This window comes from Pseudomonas sp. 5P_5.1_Bac1 (assembly GCF_025466015.1).
GTDB lineage: Bacteria > Pseudomonadota > Gammaproteobacteria > Pseudomonadales > Pseudomonadaceae > Aquipseudomonas.
This window is the reverse complement of record NZ_JANLNX010000049.1, coordinates 1-20,683: the sequence shown is the minus strand read 5'-3', so window position 1 is coordinate 20,683 and position 20,683 is coordinate 1. Positions and strand designations below refer to the sequence as shown.

At 58.7% G+C, this 20,683-nt stretch carries 12 protein-coding genes; 10 read left to right on the top strand and 2 right to left on the bottom strand.

Annotated features, from left to right (window positions below):
- Positions 1 to 641: 641 nt before the first annotated feature.
- Positions 642 to 1,829, bottom strand: a complete 1,188-nt coding sequence (locus NTD82_RS09645; protein ID WP_262128606.1) for an acyl-CoA dehydrogenase family protein — start codon at positions 1,827 to 1,829, stop codon at positions 642 to 644.
- Complete coding sequence (locus tag NTD82_RS09640) at positions 1,826 to 2,992, bottom strand: acyl-CoA dehydrogenase family protein (RefSeq protein WP_262128605.1); 1,167 nt, start codon at positions 2,990 to 2,992, stop codon at positions 1,826 to 1,828. Before NTD82_RS09640 ends, NTD82_RS09645 begins: the two co-directional genes overlap by 4 nt.
- A gap of 361 nt (positions 2,993 to 3,353) precedes the next feature.
- Between NTD82_RS09640 and NTD82_RS09635 the strand changes: the two genes are divergently transcribed.
- From NTD82_RS09635 to NTD82_RS09590, 10 genes are all read left to right on the top strand, one after another.
- Positions 3,354 to 5,657 (top strand): M66 family metalloprotease, encoded by a 2,304-nt coding sequence (locus tag NTD82_RS09635; protein WP_095158418.1) that lies wholly within the window; start codon positions 3,354 to 3,356, stop codon positions 5,655 to 5,657.
- Between the two features lie 125 nt (positions 5,658 to 5,782).
- Positions 5,783 to 9,826 (top strand): hypothetical protein, encoded by a 4,044-nt coding sequence (locus tag NTD82_RS09630; RefSeq protein WP_262128604.1) that lies wholly within the window; start codon positions 5,783 to 5,785, stop codon positions 9,824 to 9,826.
- Positions 9,823 to 14,175, top strand: coding sequence for an RHS repeat-associated core domain-containing protein (locus tag NTD82_RS09625; protein ID WP_262128603.1), 4,353 nt, complete (start codon positions 9,823 to 9,825; stop codon positions 14,173 to 14,175). The genes NTD82_RS09630 and NTD82_RS09625 overlap by 4 nt, the downstream gene beginning before the upstream one ends.
- 622 nt (positions 14,176 to 14,797) lie before the next feature.
- A complete protein-coding gene (locus NTD82_RS09620) occupies positions 14,798 to 15,772 on the top strand; it encodes a hypothetical protein (protein WP_262128602.1) in 975 nt (324 codons plus the stop codon).
- A 61-nt stretch (positions 15,773 to 15,833) separates the two neighbouring features.
- Complete coding sequence (locus tag NTD82_RS09615; RefSeq protein ID WP_262128601.1) at positions 15,834 to 16,601, top strand: sulfite exporter TauE/SafE family protein; 768 nt, start codon at positions 15,834 to 15,836, stop codon at positions 16,599 to 16,601.
- Positions 16,602 to 16,702: 101 nt separating this feature from the next.
- Complete coding sequence (locus tag NTD82_RS09610) at positions 16,703 to 17,599, top strand: VOC family protein (RefSeq protein WP_262128600.1); 897 nt, start codon at positions 16,703 to 16,705, stop codon at positions 17,597 to 17,599.
- Position 17,600: 1 nt separating this feature from the next.
- The gene (locus NTD82_RS09605; protein ID WP_262128599.1) at positions 17,601 to 18,476 is read left to right on the top strand and encodes a CoA transferase subunit A; all 876 of its coding nucleotides are present in this window, start codon (positions 17,601 to 17,603) and stop codon (positions 18,474 to 18,476) included.
- A 12-nt stretch (positions 18,477 to 18,488) separates the two neighbouring features.
- Positions 18,489 to 19,286 (top strand): CoA-transferase subunit beta, encoded by a 798-nt coding sequence (locus NTD82_RS09600; protein ID WP_095158426.1) that lies wholly within the window; start codon positions 18,489 to 18,491, stop codon positions 19,284 to 19,286.
- A gap of 15 nt (positions 19,287 to 19,301) precedes the next feature.
- Entirely contained in the window at positions 19,302 to 20,219 is a 918-nt protein-coding gene (locus tag NTD82_RS09595) for an enoyl-CoA hydratase (RefSeq protein ID WP_262128598.1), read from the top strand.
- Positions 20,216 to 20,683 (top strand): nitronate monooxygenase (locus NTD82_RS09590; RefSeq protein WP_262128597.1); only part of this gene is annotated, 468 nt, incomplete at its 3' end. The genes NTD82_RS09595 and NTD82_RS09590, both read left to right, overlap by 4 nt.

The following is a 20,683-nucleotide window of genomic DNA, read 5'->3' as shown; positions in this document are numbered from 1 at the left end:
CCCGCGATTCATCGCCAAGCGCCAAGGGCGGGCAACTCCTCTCTGTCAGGCCATGGCACGTTGCAACCAATGTAGGAGCGAGCTTGCTCGCGATGCGCCGCGCGGGCGGCGCTCGATCTTGAAAGCGCTGAAAACCTGTCGGCTAGCGCCTGGTGGCCATTACTCGGTCTTATGACAAGCGCCTTCCAGTCACCACCCTGTGGGTGCCCTATGCCGGTACCTTTCATGAGCTGTTCCCGTCGTGGGAATCCGGCCAACCTGATATTTCTGCCAGTTGTGGGATGTTCTCCCTACGCGCCGAATGGGGAGCGCCACTTCCGCCATTGCAACTGGTCGGACCTGATGCCCAGGCGGGGGCGGTGGAGGTGATGGTCAGTGAGTCGAAGGGCCTGGAACAGCCATTCACGCTAACCCTCACAGCGGCGAGGGACGATGTGGCGATCACGTTCGAACATGACTCTTGAGCGCGACTGCACACATCTTCACCATCACGCCTTCTGCAGAGCCGGGCGTGTTTAATCCTGTTCTTTACGAACTGACTTCCAACACGTATCACCAGGGAACAATCCATCTTATTGCGTGAGTAAAAAGTACAGATCCAGAAGGCCACGTTGCAGTTGCCTCCTGAATGTCCTCCCCCGCTACCTGCGCATCTCCCGCGGCATCCCCAGCGCCCGCTCGGCAATCACATTGCGCTGGATCTCATTGCTGCCGCCATAAATGGTGTCCGACCGGGTAAACAGGAACAGCGACTGCAACCGGCTCAACTCATAAGGCGCGCCGTCGAGAACCTCCGCTTGCGGTCCCAGCACATCCATCGCCAACTTGCCCAGTTCGGCATGCCAGGTGGACCAGGCCAATTTGTAGATCATCGCTTCGCGCGCCAGGCTGCCGTCTTGCGGGCCGGAGAGCATGCGCAGCGAGTTGTAGCGCAGTACTTTGAGCCCGGCCCAGGCGCGGGCGATGCGCTGGCGCAGCAACGGGTCGCGGCTGGCGCCGTTGTCGCGAGCGATGCGAATGACCTCGTCCAGTTCGTTTTGGAATTGCATCTGCTGGCCAAGCGTGGAGACGCCGCGCTCGAACCCGAGCAGGGCCATGGCGATCCTCCAGCCATCGCCGGGCTCGCCGACCAGGTTGGCGATCGAGGTCCGCGCCTGGTCGAAGAACACTTCGTTGAACTCGCTGGTGCCGGTGAGTTGCTGGATTGGCTGCACGCGGATCTGTTCCTGGGCCATCGGCACCAGCAGGAACGACAGCCCGTGATGACCGCTGCTGCCCGGTTCGGTTCGGGCCAGCACAAAGCACCAATCAGCTTCATGGGCCAGCGAGGTCCAGACTTTCTGCCCGCTGATCAGCCAGTACTCGCCGCTGTCGTCGAGGCGCGCGCGGGTCTGCACATTGGCCAGGTCCGAGCCGGCGCCGGGCTCGGAATAGCCTTGGCACCAGAACTCACGGCCGCTGAGGATGCCTGGCAGCAGCCGGCGTTTCTGATCAGTGTTGCCGAAGGCGGCGAGGGTTGGGCCGACCAGTCCTTCGCCGATATGGCCCATGCGTCCGGGGCCGCCGGCGCGGGCATATTCTTCGTGGAAGATCACTTGCTGGCTGATGCTCAGGCCGCGGCCACCGTGTTCGGTGGCCCAGCCGACGCCGGTCCAACCGCCCGCGGCGAGTTCGCGTTCCCAGGCTTTGCGTTGCTCCGGAAAGCTGTGCTCGTCGCCCGGCCCGCCACGAAAACGCAGGGGCTCGAACTCGCCGCGTAGGTGTTCGGCCATCCACTGGGCGACGTCTTTGCGGAAGGCTTCGTCCGCGCTGTTGAATCCGATCTTCATGGGCGTTGCTCCAGGAGTTGCGCGGCCAGGCGCTCGGCGTGCCAGGCCGGGGTGCCAAGCCACTGTTCGCCGGCCCGGGCGCGTTTGAAATACAGGTGCGGGTCGTATTCCCAGGTGAAGCCGACCCCGCCATGCAACTGGATGGACTCGGCCGCGCAATGGAAGAAGGTTTCGCTGGCGTGCAGCTTCGCCGTGGCGGCGGCGGCGAGCAGTTCACTGGCCAGCGCCGGGTCGCCCTCGACGGTAAGGCGTTCGCCGGCGACACAGGCGGCGTACCAGAACGCCGAACGGGCGCATTCGACTTGCAACATCATGTCGGCGCAGCGGTGCTTGATCGCCTGAAAACTGGCGATAGGGCGGTTGAATTGCTTGCGTTCGGCAACGTAGGCCAGGGTCAGGTCCAGTACCTGCTGGGCGCCGCCGGTCTGTTCCGCGGCCAGGCCAATGGCGGCGATGCTCAGCACGTCGCGCAACAACGGCCAGCCCTGGCCGGCGCTGCCGAGCAACTGCGCATCGCCGGCGTGCACGCCATGCAGTTCGACCCGCGCCAGGCGGCGGGTCTGGTCGAGGGTGGGCAGGGCGTTGCGAATGATGCCCGGGGTGTCGGCGGGCAGGGCGAACAGGCTGATGCCGTGTTCGCCCAGGCTGCCCGGTTCACGGGTGGCGACGATCAGCAGGTCAGCCAGCGCGCCGTCGAGTACCTGCGCGCAAAGCCCATCAAGAACATAGCCGCCGGCTTCGGCGCGGGCCGTGATCCGTACGCTGTCGGCGTCCATGCCCGCACCCCACGCCAAGGTGGCGCGGGCGTCACCGGCGGCGATCGCGCCGAGCCAGTGGGCCTGCAACGGCGGGTTATCGGCCAGCAGCAGGGCCGGGGTCGCCAGGCACGCGGTGGCGAACAGCGGCGAGCCGAGCAGGAAACGCCCGCACTGTTCCTGCAACACGGCCAACTCGACGAAGCCCAGGCCCATGCCGCCGTACGCTTCCGGCACCATCAGCGCCGGCCAGTACAGCTCCTGAGCGATGCGCTGCCACAGCGCCGGGTCGTAGTCATCGACACGCGCCATGCCCGCGCGCACGGCGGACGAGTCGCTGGCCTGGGCCAGAAAGCGCTCGGCGCTGTCGCGGATCATCAACTGCTCTTCGGTAAAGGCGAACTCCATGAGGACGGATCTCTGCGGGACGAAAGGATGCCGCAGTCTAGGGGTGGCGCTTTTACGGGCGAATCATTGAAACGGACTAGGCGCTTTGTGAAGTACGGTGATGGCGTTCCGCGGGTGTTGAACAGGCACCGCTACTAATGTGGGCCTTATGAAGTTTCAGTGTCCTCAAGTTATTTGCTGCAAGAAAAATCATTACGATGACAGTCGCCCGGTATTCCGACAACTGACAAAAATGCCAGGTAGCGTGCCGGCCATATTATTACCAAAAATTCTAAATATCAGAAGTTTGCCGGGCTAGGCTGAAACAAGCAGCGTCGCCATCAAAGTAGTTACTCTTTTCGTATGATTAACGAGGTGCGTCATGGAACGTGTCGAACCCACTGTATTTTTTAATCAGCGGCCTTTGAAAAATGATTTGGTAAATGGAATGCAAGCCAGCATAGAGTTTGCCCAGTCCATAATCATACCCTCGCAGTCGACGTCATTACCGGGTGACAAGAAGCCGAGGCTGGTTGCGCTCAGGAATACGCTGGTGATGTTCAGGCCAATAGGCAGTGCTATCGATTTTAAAGAAGGAATTATAATGAAGGTCCTTCTCGAGAATAATCCATTGTATTCGGTCAAACTGCATGACTTCATGGCGAGACCAACAATGGCCGGGAAAGTTCAAGGGTTTGGTCAGGCGGATTTCATCGAGCCAGGGCAGTATGATCGGGTCATCGAAACCCAGGCAGAAATCGATTTGATCGGGCATGATCCTGACGCTAGCCACTTCAAGACACTGCTCTCGACGCACAATACCCTGAACGTGAAACTTGCAAATGAACGTTGGGCTTCGGACTTCTATCTGCCAGGACACTCCACGTCACTGAAGGGTAAAAAGATAGTGTTTCACTCCGATGCGGTGTTTGAATCGCGGGTGCATTATGGCGGAAGTACGGTGCGCTTGAGAAGAGGCGAGAAGTTGGTTTTTTTCAACAGACAGGGCGTGTGGGGGGAACGAATCGATCTTGAGTTTCAAACCATCGATTACGCGCCTGACCTCCGGAGCTGCATTATTCCCTGGCAGCATGTAAAACCCGGGATCACGCTACGCTTTGACGCCGCTAATATTAGCGGGTCGTACAACTCTATCAATATTGGCGCGCCAAGCGAACTTCTGCTGAATACGATCGATATTGGCATGTTGACACCCAATAACGATGTGTTTTCATCCCGCTTCAGCGCTGAACTTCAGCGTCAGTATTTTCAGCAGACGCCCATCAGCCGGCTGGTGGTCAACCAATATGAACCGGTGTATTGGAAGGAAATAAAGTTGCCCAGTGGCGAGGTGATAAGTGGCGCCTCCACCGATAAAGGCGATGTTCACAACGGTGACCTCAGGCAGTACACGGGAAAAGAACTGATTTCCCTGGGCATCAATAATGCCAGCTACGGCATTCACAGTTCACCGGGTTCGGGAGAGGATGGCCTGAATAAACATTTTGCGGCGGCGCAATTCACGGCGCACACGTCTGTCGGTAATTACAGTAATGGTCGGGTTGTCCATGGTCTGTCGGGCGGCGGCAGTATCGTGACGCTGGTCGATTGCGTGGGCAATGAATTCAGCCATGAGCTGGGTCATAACTACGGGATCGGTCATTACCCAGAGAAGTTCACCGGGTCGGTACACCGTTCTTCTGAAGCGATCAATTCAAGCTGGGGCTGGGATAGTAACAAACATTACTTCATCCCTAATTTCGAAAAGTCACGCTTCAACCTGCCTACCTGTTATGAAGGTACATGCCAAGCGCCGTTTCACGGGCATAGCTTCGGCACCGACACCATGGCGGGTGGATTCCCGATGTGTACGCCGACTAATGGCTATACACTTTGCACACCGCATACCCACCATCACATCCAGCAGTTTATGGAAAGCAAGGCGATCTTTGATAAAACCTCCAGTACCGGCTACCTGAAGTGGAATGAAACATCAAAAAAACTGGAGGAATGGGGTGAGTTCCATAGTGCTGCCGCTGACGAGTTTGATTTGAGTTCCATGACACGGTTGCTCAACGACTACCGACTGGTTGAAATACCCTTGTACGATAACCACCACGCACATGACGTATTCATCCCGGCCGCGGCGGCCGCCAATAAGTCCAAAGGCATACACGTTGTGCATTACGCGAGTTGGGGCGCCACGTTGCGTATAAATGGCACCTCCGTGCCGCTGGTCAGAGGGACGGTATTGAATTATGAGTCCAATGGCTCGACGTGGGTCGAGGTCAAGGACTTCTCTTTCAATGTTGTCCGCAAGCCTGCCCAACAGGGCATTCCGGTCACAACGCTGCTTGGCTACTATGACCCTCGGGCCGGATACAACAACTATATATTTCCTGCACTTCATTGCGCCCACGGGAACAGTTATTCGGCGGATCGGGATGTCGAGATAAATGCGGCCAAGTGTTATCTGGTAGTCAGGAACGCTAATAACCAGACGCTGAAGTTCGTGCTGAGGTCATCCCGTGTACAAGCCACTACACCGAACCGGTTCCATGTGAACGTCCCCTCATCCTTTTCGCCGACCAAGGCCACTCTCTATCGAGATGGCGCTTTAGCGTGGGCAGTGGATCTCGACCCGCCCACCGGAAACGCGCGCGTCACGATCACCGGGCGACAGTAGCCGTGTTCGACCTGGCGGGTTGTAGATGAGCATTTCGACGGGGCTCACCCACGAGCCCCTTTTCAACGCTGCATGGGCGAGTGCGGTTGCATGTCGTACAGGGCCTGAAACGCGGAGTGCAATACATGTTGAATCATGACGCTGATGACTTCCTGCCTTCGATGGTCGGTTTCGAAGTGAGTAGTGTAGGGGCCGGTGAACACCGCTGGCGGAGTCCGGGTTATCTTTTGGCGGACCGTGACCTGAGTGTCGGAGAACGCATACATGCCTGGGTTATCAGGGAGCGTGACGGGCGGGTCATGAAGACCGTTGCCTTTACCGCAGATAAAGACAACCGGGTAGTTGCCAAATGGCCGGCCGCCTTTCTCAATGCCATCAACGCCGCGCCGGTACCCAGTGGCGAACCGCGTTATTTGATCGCGGGGAAATTCAGCAATAACGGTGCGTTTGAAGTTTCCGCCACCGGCAGCCCATCTTCAAAAGCATTCTCCGATATGACATCCGCGCAGAAGGCCGAAGTCAATCGGCTCTGGTACTACGATAGTGGTTGTCGGGTCTTTACGTCCGCGCCGTTCATTGCCAACCAGGTCATTGCAACCCAGATGCCGGACCTTGATCTGGCGGCGGGTGAAAGTATTGCGGTTCAAGTGCGTGACAGAACCAACCTGCATTTATATGAAACTTTTTTGTTTGCCCCGGCAGACACGCTACGCAAGGCAACTGACTGGCCAGAGGCACTCTGCAAGCATATCGACGAAATCAAAAAGAAAGCCGACAGTACATATGGCATGTTGCGCGCTGGTAAACAGGGCGACGACAAGGTGTCCGTTTCCCCCGGTAAAACGGGTAATGCACTCTGGATACCCCAGTATTCAAATCTGTCCGTGGAACTGGAGCCTGTTACCTGGCAAAAATACAAAGCCGTGGAGACATTCAAACCCACTGACGGCGCCGTCATTCAGTTTTTCGTTTATGACCGTTATTCCAATGCGCAACTGCCAGGTTCGCCGTTCAGTCACACGGTGAAGGGAAGCGACTTTGCAAGCTGCATGACCTCGCTTGCAGCCGGACTGAAGAGCTCGCCCTTGGGGAGTTACCTGCGACTGGGCGGAGCAACTGCCACTGCCGAGCCAGACTTCGGCAAGCCCAATAGTTCAAACCTATGGGTCATGGGGCTGCCCGTCAGGGTGGTGACACTGGGACTACCCGGTATCACCTCGGCACATGAAAAAGCCTTGGAAAACCTGGACGGTACAGCACTGACGCTGGGTGAGTTGTTTGACAAGTACAAAGACGGCGTACGTATCACGCTGTGTGATCGGTGGAGTGGTCAGATCGCACAGGCTTGGGCATTTGAACCGAGCGTTGCCGACAAGGCAACAAAGGATGCCTGGGTTAGGGCGCTTTGTGTATTCCTCGGTTCGAAATTCGCCACCGATGCGCCGTTTGTGGGGTGCGGTGAGAACAACGCTCAACCGAGTGTGCCCATTGATACAGATAAAAAGTTTGAAACCTGGACCCTGTGGCTGCCGCCGGAGACAGAGGGGGTACTGCATGCAGAACTGTGGGTCGCTAGGGTAAACAAAAATAAGGTAGTCCCTGTTCAATTGGGCACCAAGCTGATGTTTCTGAGAGACAAGTTGGTGGCTGAAGAAGTGTTGATTATGGGGGAAATACTAGGCCTCGCTGATCCGTATGACAGAACGAAGTACTCGGCGGCGCACTACTTTCGTAAGCTGCACGCGTGGAGCGGTGATGGAGGATTTATACACGATGGCAAGGGCATTGCAGTTAGGGTTGAAAAGATAGTCAAAGAAGCCTTGGGTGGTGATGTCTGGACAACAAAAGCTCTTTCAGATATATGGTGGAACTGTGTTTCGAATGAAATATATGCTGAGGGTATCTTTAGGTCCGAACTGGCTGAGCAAAATATTTCTGCATTGCCAGCCTCTCGCGTTGCGCGTGAAGATATCCCCTCCGAGGAAGTGGAACTTTGGCAGTTGCGGTTGCCTTCTGCATATCGGATTAAAGAGTGTCTATCTTGTACTGAGAGCCATATGGTACTGAGCGTTACTGTTTCTCATGGGCTGAGTTTTAGCGCGCTGGAACAAAGCGTCGAGATCCCGGAGGAGGATTTGTTTACACCAATAAAGTGCACAACACTAAGGGAAGCACTGGTAGAGTGCATACAAAGGCAACTGAGCGCGATACTGCAAAGGCTGAAATATCGCACGGAAGCGATGATTCAAGGCGAGACTCTGAGGTTATTCCTATTGCTGGAGGAAGATGCTCTGCAAAGGCTAAGTGTAACCGAGATACTTGAGATGCTTGAACTTGGTTCCGTAGGGTTTAATGCCGATGGTGGTTTAAAAAGTTTCGAGGTGACGACCACGCCTGCAACGTTAGAGCTTATTCGAATTCTCAAGAAATTTGAGTTTTTTGAAACAATCACGCTGGACCTGCAATTGCTGCCAAATATCGTTGAGTCGGGCATCCGGTTTGCTTTCTGTGCTCCCGAATTGATACCAGGAACAACACCTATCAAAGTACTTCCCTTGCAGGAGAACTACCATCGAAGTGGTGGCATTCACCTCCATATCCCTGACGGGATGACGATAACGTCAAACCATCCGCTCGCGTGCGCAAATTACATCAGCGAGGCTGGTATTACCCGCGCTGCTGCTTCAGCACTTACTATCGATCCACCCATCACGGGCAAACGCTTTATTCCCAGTGATTCGCTCTGTGCCGACTACGCCAACACCCTCGGCTCAGAGGTTTATGACGTCAGTGGGGCTGTCGAGAACGGTGTCGATCCCAGAACCAGGCTGTTTCACGCGCATTATCCGGTGGGGGTGATCCGCGGGCTTTACGACACAGGCCCCAACATCGACCTCACGTTGCACTATTCGGCCACCCGGGCCAATGAAAGCGCTCTTGGGGACGGCTGGGCGTTTCGCTTCTCCTCTTATGAGAACCGTCTGCACCGCCTGACGCTTGCCACAGGCCAGACGCTGACCTTGACCGCGGCCAATATCGCTGATGCGACAGATAAAAAGCGCCTGCCCATCAACGGCGTGACCTTGACGGGTGCGAAAGGCTCGTTCGACAAACTGACCGACCTCACGGTGATATTCCCTTCCGGACGACAGGAGGTGCTAGCCGTACCGGGTACCCACGACAACAAAGAGGCCAGTGAGCACTACAAGATGGCGTATGTGGAAAAGCTGGATCGCTACCGAAAGAATCTGGAGCAATGGCAGAGGGAGAGCGGCGTCTCAAGCGAATCCAGTCAGGAGATCAAAGACGAGATCAAAGCACTCGGCAACCTCAAGTCAGAGCTGAAGCGCACGTCCCTGATACTGGTGCCGTCCACTATCACGTCACCACAAGGCAAAAGCCTGTACCTGGCGTGGGAAGGAAAAGACGGCCATGTCCGGCTGAACACCATCAGTTACTACGGGGTCAACCTGTTGACTGCCACGCATGGCGCCCCCGTCGCCAGCGGAAAGTACACCAGCACGTTCACCGTTTGGCCGGGCACGGAGGAGGAGTACAGCGTCACGCTGGATATCACCGATTGCCTGCTGACCAGACTGACCCGCAAAGGCAAAAACGATGCCTTGCCAACGCAAACCGTAGTCTTCGGCTATTGCGATGACCCGGTACTGGACCGAGTGCTGAACTCGGTGGCTGAGGAAGACGGCTCGCTGGAGGTGGTGAGCTATGTAACGGCCTGGAAAACCTGGGATCCCAGTAAGAGTCTTCACATCCCGCTGCCAGAGGTTGGGCGCCATACCCTGGTGCCGGGGGCCGGTCAGGCCGTGATCAGTCACACCTGGCAGTGGAGGGGCATTAATAACGCGCTGCAAGCAGAGGGCGATTCATTTTCCTCTACGCAAACCCTGGACCTGGGTGATGGCGTCAGCGGCCCGTTCACTCGACGCACCTGGACGCTCAAGAACAGCCATTGCCTTGAAACGGAGATTGTGGAGGAAATTCCGGGAAGTTCCCGCACTACAACCCGCATGGAATACCCGGACAAGGTCAGTGGCGACACCTTGGCGGCCAAATACCGTTGGGCTATCCAGCCCGTCAAAGTCAGCGTGACCACGGAAGATCTGCAGACGACACCCTCGGCTCCCGCTGCGCAGGAGAAACTGTCATGAGTCAGACAACAGCAAGCACTTCAGTAACAGAAACCACCCTCGTGACCTGTGATCCTGCGCTAGGACTGCCGACGAAGGTCGTGGCAGGAGACGGCCAGACGACTCATTTTTGCTATTACCCCGTGGCTGCCACTGCGAGTAAGCCGGATCACAGTGACAAGGCCCCCCAAGTGTCAGGCCTGATCACTGGCCTGCAACTGGAAAACAGTGACGCAACGCCCTTGTCAACGGCCATGGCGCTGACGTGCCCGGTGATCCATGACACAACGCAACCGCCGCTGATGGCGCAGTATCAGTTTCTGGCATTTCCTGACGGCAGCGTGTCCGACGCTACGCTGACGGTGTACGGGTATGCCAAGGCAAGCCTGAACCAGGAAGGCGTGCTGATTCCGGATACGATTTTGAGTCTGGAGGGGGTGACAGTAGATACCGCTACCGTGCCCTGGACCGTGACAAAAGCAACGGGACGAGCAGGACTGTCGGTCGGCTTGCAGCAGGTCGAGCGTAAAAAAGACGACGACGTGCGGACAACCGTGAGCACCGCCACTGCCTGGTACAAGGACAACGCGGCTCGCCAGACCCGGAAATTGGTGGAGACCCTGACAGCAGATCACGACGAAGGGACGTTGCGGGCGAAAAGTGCAACCACATTGAAGGTTGAAAATCTTGAGTTGAGCCCCGTCTTGTCACACCACATCCGGTCTGCGCGCAGCGGTCGGACAGTGCGCGAAACGCAGCAGGATGACCTGGGTCGCCCGGAAAGAATGCTATTTCACACCTACGATGCCCGAGACCGGTTGCTCGGCAGCACAACCTGTCCTTATGACGAAGAAAGCTTTCTGGACGGTTCAATGCCAGAGGAAGGGCAAACCGTCGAGACAATCACGTGGACGGATACCCACAGCGGCACCTGGGTCAGTACGACCGGCCCGGACGGTCGTTGTGGCCGAGTGCTGCTGGACGGCCTGCAGCGCCCGGTACGCTGGGAGTTGCAACGCACGGCCGGCGCTGATCACGCTGACAGCAACTATGTCTGTCTCCAGGAAATGACCTACGGTGCCGATGGTGAAGTCGCACAGCAGTGCGTGTATGACTATTTCCCCGGAGGGTTATGCCTGCGCAGTGACGGCATCGCCTTGCCGGACAACCTGCGCGACTGGTTCTGGACGTCCGAAAAAACTACCGGCAAGACCGATGCGGAGCAGGGCGATAGCCTGACGACCGAAAGGCTGACCGGCACCGTGCTCAAAGGCCCGCAGCACGCGTTGGAGACGAAGCAGCGCAATCACCGGGACGGGCAGGTGACGTTGACGCAGACCCAGAAAAGCTGGGAGGCGGGCACCGATAAATTGAAAGGCACCGGCGTGGTCACCGAAGAGGTCGTCAATGCCAAGGGGCAGCGTGTCAGCCTCACGGAAACCCTGCCTGGAAGCGGTACTGAGCCAGTGACGCGTAAATGGACCACCACGTTTGACGAACTTGGGCGGCGAACAGAAGTCATTGCGCCTGATACCCGGGGGGTGCAATGGGCATATGAGGGCCTGAACACCACGCCTACCAAAATCAGCATCAAGGGCTCCAGCGGCTCGATAGTAGTGATGGGCAAACAAACCCTGCGCGGCGCAGGTAATCAGGGCGACGAGATCAAGACACGGACGGTGGGCGGAGAGGGCTCACCACTGACTTTCGAATATGACGACGAGGGACATGTTCGCCCGGACAAAACGCGCCTCTATTGCGGGAGCAGTGAAGACGGCAACACGACCTACTGGTATGCCCAAAAACATAACGAACCAACGCTGCTGGTCAAATTCGAATACACCCCGCTCACGCGGGGGATCAAGGCTAACCGACTCGCCACCAAGGACAATCTACAAAGCGCCATTACCAGTGAATGTTTGTCGCCGCAGCTTTTGGGGCTACACCGTACCAACCGGGTGGTGCGTGGCGTTACACAATCGAGGTGCAGCCAGCATTCGCTGCGTGGGAGTGAGGCGGGAGGCTTGCACCCCAGCGGTGTTTTCAGTCGGGCCTGGACGGATAGTCAGAACCGGCGCAGCCGGGTGCGACGCGGCCAACTGGAATACCGCTACCGGTATGGCGCGCAAGGTGAGTGCGAATATGTCGCCGTCGAGGACATGCGTACCGGGCGTAAACAAACCATTGCGTACCGTTACGATGAACACGGCCGGGAGGTGGAACGCACTTACCGCCTGGACGGGATCGTCAAAAGTCGCTACGTCCAGACCTGGACCGCGATAGGGCAGTTATCCAGCAAGACGTGGTATCGAAACGGGGAAAGCACCCCTGCCAGAACGGAGAACTTTGCTTATCTGACTTGGCGAGACGAGTTGTGCTTCTGGTCCGTCAATGCAACCGCGGGCCATGAAATCAAGAATGCGCAGGGCGATGTGCTCATTAGCCAGTCGTATACCTATACGACGCTGGGAAGTCTTCTGAGCTGCGTCACAACATTCGCGAATGAAGACAAAGAAGAACAACTTTATAGTTACGGTAATCTCAAGCAACCGACTCTGCGAACCCGCGTGACCGTAATACGGACCCCAAAAGATGAACCTGCCAGCCAGTCGATAGAAACGCAGTTGGACTATGACAACAGCGGTAACCAAAAAAATACCGAGCGGAAGCAGGTATTCGCCTATACCCACACGGGGCAACTGCAATCTGTCACCTCAACAGAGAACGAAGCCACGCTTGCAACCTATGAATATGACGAGTTTGGACGCCTGGCGGCCCAGTGGGATGAGGCGAACAAGCAGCGCCGGGTATTGCAATACAGCGACAATCAGTTGTGCGGCGAAGTCTGGCTGGATGCAAAGGGCGATGCTATCAAGCGGCGCGTCCTCGATGAAGAAGCAGGCCTGGTGGTGCAGATGCGTGAAGGTCAGGGTGCGAGCGAAACCACCGAGACCCTGTTCATCCTGGCCGACCCACAGAATGGCGGTGGAGAGGAGTTCTGGTTAAACGCCAAGGGCGAATGGGAAAGCCGCTTCGTCGGCTTGACCCCTTGGGGAGAGGCCCCTCTGGGAGAGCTGAACGCCATGAAAAGCGGCCTGGGCTATAACGGCCAGCGCGTTGATCCGGTGACCGGCAACTACCATCCAGGGCATGGCTACCGGGTCTATGATCCGCAACACCGGGCGTTTTATCAGGGCGACAGCCTGAGCCCGTTCGGCAAAGGCGGGCTCAATGACCGGGCCTACTGCGCCGGCAGAGACCCGGTGAACTGGTGGGACAAGGACGGGCACATCATGATCAACCGCCGGGCCCAGGCGCAAAGCCTGGCCTCACTGGACGACATGATCCTGCAGTCGACGCCACCCACTCATGAGCCGGCGGAGTGGTGGGAATGGTTACTGCTCGGGGTGTTTGGTGCGCTTGCGGTTATCGGCTCGATCATGACCGGCGGTGTGCTGGGTGTGGTGTTGTTGGCCGTTGGCGCGACGGGATTCGCACTGGGCGCAGCATCACTGGCACTCAAGCAAAGCAACCCGGCGTTGTCTGACAAGCTGGGGTGGGCATCGGCAGCGCTCAGCTTCTTCGATGCTTCGGGGGCGGCCTTTGCGAAAATAGCCGGGCTGATCGCCAAAGGCGTACGCGCGGGCATTCAGGCGCTGCGCAGTTTGCGCCATTTCGTGAAACTCCAGGGCGTCAGTGCGCTGTTTAAAGCGTCGCGTAGCGGGCGTTATCTGGATACTGCTCGACGTACCGGCGGGAAAGTTGCCGCCGGTGGGAGAACCGGCGCCTCGGTAACTGTATTTGAAAAGATGGGGCGTGACGGCAGGAATGCCCGGCTCGCTGGTGACCTGGGGTATATATTTGAAGATACATACAAAGGGGCTCCGCGGTTGAATATACACGCCCATGGAGGCCTGGTTGGTAACAGTGGGATGATGGCGCTGGATGGTGGCTTGAAGTTGGCGGATGACGTATATAGAAAGCTCAGGGGTTTTGTCGATTTTGAAAAATATCCCAATATTCGATTGATCATGTGCCATTCGGCCGATGGATTGAGTCATTCCTTTGCCCAGCGCTTTGCTGACCTCACGCGTTCCAAGGTGAAAGGGTATGTGGGGGGTGTGTATTCGAACTATACGGCGAATGAAGTCGGTCTGGGGTTTGCTCTAGGGGAGTTTGGAGGTGGAAAAGTAATTAATGGATTAATTGCCAACATGGATTCGCTTAGGATTACAAAAGTGAATCCTTTTAATCCGATTAACCAGTCTCATATGTTTGATCCGGTGCACTATGACCTGTGGTTGAATTTCAGATACAGTCCTGTCAAGTTTTTTCCGCGTCCCGGCGCTTCCGGACTACATGGCATTTAAATTAATAATTCAAGAGGTTTTTGCATGTGTCGCAATGGTTACCAGGGCGCTGCCCTGGTAACCATATCCTGCAGGTATATTGCGTCTGCATGCTCGATAGCAACTGCTGTCGCCCCCTAAAAAACCGGTTGTTGTCGACTTGCAAGAAGCCGGCCTCGATGTAGCGCACCAATCGACTCCAGTCCCTACAGCGTATTGACCATTGTCAGGCGACATCGGCTCGCCCGGTCTCAGTCTTGGGCCAAGAGCTCTGCGTCCGTCATGACATAACCACAGGCATTGTCTGATGCGTCTCCGGATCTCGGTTACCGTCGTTGTCCTTGGTCGATCCAGGCGCAAGAATCAGCGTGTACTTCTCCTACAGGGCGCCAGTTTTATTAAACCGCTCCGGCACTTCGACCTTGCATAAGATTCTTCGCAATCTCTCGATGGAGAAGTCTCCTACGTGATTGCGAGACATTTCATTGGTTTTTGTTCTTGTTCTCATCTTGGAGTTGGCTAGTGTTGACGCAGTATTGATGCGGCACTCTGAAGGTTTGTTAATCGTGCGGTACTGGCTTTAATGCCAGGAGTTCGAATCTTCTGCGGGTCTCTCTTTTCGATTCACTTCAAGGAGATAAGCATGAGTTCCATGTTTGAAGGGCACGGCGTTGAGGGCTTTGTGGGCGCCAAGTCCATGCACGGCTTTGGACTGAGTTTCATCAAGACGCTTCCCCAGCATATCGCCCTTTTAAAAATTCCAGGACGGGCAATAACGGAAGGCATGCGCAGAGGACCATTGCTTGCACAAATTGAGCATGTGACGAGTATCAAACAGGCAATGCGCAATGTTCTTGACGACCCCATCACGCAGACTGCACAACGCTATGCCGAGAGCGCATTCAGGGCCTTCCTGAACAAGACCGACGCTGACGACGGCGTCTTGAAGTTTTTCAATGGCTGGAATGAACTTCATAAAACAACCAGCCTGGTCTCGGCAAAAATCATCATGCGTCTATCCGCTGACGCAGTGTCCATGCCGGTGAATGAGCAAATGAACCACAGCCTCGTAATGGCGCACATGCATGAGGTCGCCAAAGATGACTTTGGCCTCGGGCATGAGGGACATGATGGAATGTACGCTCACATGACAGCCGCTTTTGGCGCTTCGGATTGGGTCGCCAGTCGTTACACCGTTGAGGCGTGCAACAGGTTTTCCGGGTTTCTTTATCAAATCGGGGTGGCGGCGCATGGCGCTCCAATGAAATCCGCCAGGTATCAGCAATCGATGATGGACGCCATGCTGGTCTCCGTCGCGTCAGAGCTTTGGAATGGCCGTGAATACAATTTCCTTGCGCAGTACATCGAGGAAAAGCTGCACACCCTCAATGCCTCGTTTAGAGCGGATGCCAAAGGCATTCGTAATGCCAGGGCTTATGTCACCGGGCACTCTGGTGACGTGGAAAACAGGCATGGTCTTCATGCGCTTGCCGCCGTCCAGGCATTTGGCCGGCAGGCCGGTCTTCCCTTCGAGACTGATCGGATGCAGAACATAATGCTGGATTACAACAAACGTGTCGGAGCGGCTTTTTGCGCTTTGTGCGATGTGCTTATGTAATCCGCAAATAGCTCGGAACGTTAAAAAGGTTTTCGTATTCCCGCGTTTGAACGAGGTTTTGATGGCGTTTGAAAATGCCCTGGTCATTCTGGCGTTATTTGCTTTCTGCGGAGGCCTGATCGATGCCGCGGTAGGCGGAGGCGGGCTGGTACAGGTTCCCGCACTCCTGCATGCGCTGCCTCAATACAGTCTGGCTACCGTCTTCGGTACCAACAAGCTGGCGGTGCTGGCGGGTAACCTCGCTTCGATCTTCAGCTACGCGAAGCGCGTCAGGATCGTCTGGTGGCTCTTGATTCCCACCATGGTGTCGGCGTTCGCAGGCTCCTTTCTCGGCGCTTTTTCGGTGTCGCTGATTCCCCGATCGGTCATGGAATACGCGGTGTTCATCGTGCTGGTGGTGATGGCCGTGTACACCTTTGCCAAAAAGGACCTCGGCAGGACGCATGCGCACGTTCACCGCAGCGGGCGAACCGTCGCGTGGGGCATCTGCCTCGGCGCGCTGATCGGCTTTTATGACGGCGTCTTCGGTCCCGGCAGCGGCAGCCTGCTGCTGTTTGCCTTCGTGAAGGTCTTTGGTTTCGATTTCCTCAACGCCTCCGCGTCGGCGAAGCTGGTCAATCTGGCGACGTTCTGCGCGGCGCTGCTGTTCTTCATCCCGTCCGGCCATGTGCTGTGGGCCATTGGCGGGTTGGTGTGCCTCAGCAATATGGCCGGGGCTTTCGTCGGCACCTTTCTGGCGCTGCGCTATGGCAGCGGCTTTATTCGCGTGTTCTTCCTGATCCTGCTGGTCTTCCTGATCGGCAGGATGGCCTTGTCCATTTTCAGCTAGTCCGCCCGCCCAACCCGCTTAGTCTCAACGGACGATGATGCCCCCAGTGCCGCTGCGCACAATGACCTCGATACCGAATTCAGCCATCGAGGAACAGGGGCATGATCGAGATTCGCGGTTTGGGCTATTTCGTCGCACAGGTCGAAAACCTCAGCCAATGGCAGCGCTACGCCGAGGATGTGCTCGGCATGCAGGTCCGGCCGGCGCCGGCGGGCGGGCTGTATGTGAAGATGGACGAGCGGCCGTTTCGCATGCTCATCGTCGAAGGCAGCGCGGCGCGCTATGTCGCGTCGGGCTGGGAGCTGGCCTCGGAGCAGGCGTTCAACGCCGCCTTGCGCCATCTGGACGAGCAGGGCGTGGAATGGCAGGCCGGCAGCGCCGAGGACATCGACCAGCGCGGCGTACAGGCGCTGGCGTCGGTGGTCGATCCGTCGGGCAATCGCCACGAGCTGAGCTGGGGCCATCGCTCCGACTGCCTGCCATTCGTCTCGCCCCAGGGCGTGCCGCGTTTCATCACCGGTGACATGGGCCTGGGCCACACGGTCCTGCCGGCGCCGAACTTCGACGCGACCCTGGCATTCGCCAAGGATGTGCTCGGCTTCGGCCTGTCGGACATCTTCAATTTCCGCCCCGACCCGTCGGCCCCACCGGTGCGCATCCACTTCCTGCACTGCGGCAACGCCCGCCACCACAGCCTGGCCCTGGCCGAGTACCCGGTGCCGTCGGGCTGCGTGCACGTGATGGTCGAGGTCGATTCGATGACCGAAGTCGGCCGCGCCCATGACCGCCACCTGGCCCAGGGCGTGAAGCTCTCGGCCACCCTCGGCCAGCACCTCAACGACCGCATGACCAGCTTCTACATGCAGACCCCGTCCGGCTTCGACCTCGAATACGGCTTCGGCGGCCTGCAAGTGGACTGGGCGCAACACTCGGCCTTCGAGTTCACCCGCGTGAGCATTTGGGGCCATGACTTCTCGGTCGGCCAGCAAGGAGCCTGACATGAACAAACAACTGACGGCGGCCGATGCGGTCGCCCAACTGCGCGACGGCATGACCATCGGTTTCGGTGGCTGGGGCCCGCGGCGCAAGCCGATGGCGATCGTCCGCGAGATCCTTCGTTCGCCAGTGAAAGACCTCACCGTGGTCGCCTACGGTGGCCCGGAAGTCGGCATGCTCTGCGCCGCCGGCAAGGTGCGCAAGCTGGTGTTCGGCTTCGCCACCCTCGACGCCATTCCGCTGGAACCCTACTACCGCAAGGCCCGCGAAGCCGGCGAGCTGGAGTTGATGGAACTGGACGAAGGCATGTTCCAGTGGGGCCTGCGCGCCGCCGGCATGCGCCTGCCGTTCCTGCCGACCCGTTGCGGCCTGGCCACCGACGTGGCGCGGCTCAACCCCGAGATCAAGGAAATCCGCTCGCCCTACGCTGACGGCGAGGTACTGCTGGCGATGCCGGCGCTGAACCTGGACGTGGCGTTCATCCACGTCAACGTCGCCGACCGCCTGGGCAACTGCCTGGTGACCGGCCCCGATCCGTACTTCGACCACCTGTTCGCCCGCGCCGCGCAGCAGTGCTTCGTCTCCTGCGAAAAACTCGAAGAGCGTGTCGAACTGACCGCCGAAAGCGCCCGCTTCAACACCTTCGAGCGCTACCTGGTGACCGGCGTGATTCACGCACCGCTGGGCGCGCATCCGACCTCATGCCCGTCCGACTACGGCTGGGACTTGCAGCACCTCAAGCGCTACGTCGCCAGTGCCAGCGAGGAGGGCGGCTGGGCGCAGTACCTGCAGACCTACGTGGCCGGCGGCGAGCAGGCCTATCAAGCGCAAAACGGCGGTGCCGAGCGCATGGGCGCGTTGCCCCTTCCCGTGTTCTGAGGAGAGCGAAGAATGTCTGCCAATTGTGATTTCACCCTCGCCGAACTGTTGATCGTCGCCGCCGCCGAAGCCTGGCGCGGCAACGGCGAGCTGATCGCCTCGGGCCTCGGCGTGATTCCGCGCCTGGGGGCCAGCGTCGCCAAGCTCAGCCACAGCCCGGAACTGCTGATGACCGACAGCGAGGCCTTCCTGGTGGAAGAGCCGGTGCCGCTGGGCCCGCGCGGTGATTATCAGCCGCGCTACTCGGGCTACATGTCCTTCGAGCGGGTCTTCGAATGCGTCTGGGGCGGGCGCCGCCACGCCATGATCGGTCCGACCCAGATCGACCGCTGGGGCCAGACCAACCTGTCCTGCGTCGGCGACTACCACAAGCCGAAGACCGCGATCCTCGGCGTACGCGGCCTGCCGGGCAACAGCATCAACCACCTCAACTCGTTCTTCGTGCCGAACCACAACACCCGGGTGTTCGTCAGCGGCGAGGTGGACATGGTCTCCGGCGTCGGCTTCAAGGCCGATCGCTGGCCCGAAGGCGCGCGCCGCGACCTGATGGATATCCGCGTGGTGGTCAGCGACCTCTGCGTCCTCGATTTCGACGGCCCCGAGCGCGCCGTGCAGGTGCGCAGCCTGCACCCGGGCGTGAGCTTCGAACAGGTCCAGGACAACACCGGCTTCCCGCTGCTGAAGTCGCCGCACCTGAAACAGACCGCGCACCCGACCGCCGAACAACTGGCGCTGATCCGCCGGCTCGATCCCCACGACCTGCGCGCCAGCGCGCTCAAGGGCAACCCGCCCGGCATCCGTACCGCCTGAGACAGGAGCGCGAACATGCACAGCAACGACAGCGAATTCGTCGTGCGCCAGGACCGGTCGGCCTACGAGACCGACGAGCCGGTGCTGTACGGGGTGGCCGACGGCATCGCCAGCGTCACCCTGAACCGGCCCAACTTCAACAACGCGCAGAACTCGCAGATGACCTACGCCCTCGACGCCGCCCTGCGCCGGGCGGTGGACGACGACGGGGTCAAGGTGATCGTGCTGCGCGGCGCTGGCCGGCATTTTTCCGCCGGCCACGATATCGGTACGCCGGGGCGCGACATCGACAAGCCGTTCGAACGCGCCCACCTGTGGTGGGACCATACCAACAAGCCTGGCGGCGAGCAGTTGTACGCCCGCGAACAGGAGGTTTACCTGGGCATGTGCCGGCGCTGGCGCGAGTTGCCCAAGCCGACCATCGCCATGGTCCAGGGCGCCTGCGTCGCGGGCGGGCTGATGCTGGCCTGGGTCTGCGACCTGATCGTCGCCAGCGACGATGCGTTCTTCCAGGACCCGGTGGTGCGCATGGGTATTCCGGGGGTCGAGTACTTCGCCCATCCCTATGAACTGAACCCGCGCATCGCCAAGGAATTCCTTTTTTGCGGCGACCGCATGAGCGCCGAGCGCGCCTACCAAATGGGCATGCTCAACCGCGTGGTGCCCCGCGACGACCTTGAAAGCACCACCTACGCCATGGCCGCGACCATCGCCCGCCAGCCGCGCATGGGCCTGGCCCTGACCAAACAGGCGATCAACCACGTCGAAGACCTGCAAGGCAAGCGCACGGCCATGGACGCGGCGTTCGCCTGGCACCACTTCGCCCACGCCCATAACGAATTGCTGTCGGGCGACAAGCTCGGCGGCTTCGACGCCAAGGGCATGGCCCAGGCCAACAAACAGGCGGTCGCCGCCGGGAGCGATGGCGCATGAGCGGCTGGCTGCAGACTCCGTTGACCGAAGCGCTGGGCTGCCGTTATCCCATCGTGCAGACGGCCATGGGCTGGGTCGCCGACGCCAATCTGGTGATCGCCACCACCCGCGCGGGCGGCTTCGGCTTTCTCGCCGGGGCGACCATTCCCGCCCATGAGTTGGAGGGTGAAATCCGCAAGGTGATCGACGCCACCGGCGGCAGCAACTTCGGCCTGAATTTCCATATGTTCCAGGACAACGCCGCGCAGTGCGTCGACCTCGCCATCGCCTATCGCCTGCGTGCGGTCAGCTACGGCCGCGGCCCGGACAAACAGACCATCGCTCGCTTCAAGGCCGCTCAGGTGCTGTGCATTCCCACCGTCGGCGCGCTCAAGCACGCGATCAAGGCGGTGGAGTTGGGCGCCGACATGATCACCATCCAGGGCGGCGAGGGCGGCGGTCACACCGGCGGCGTGCCCAGCTCG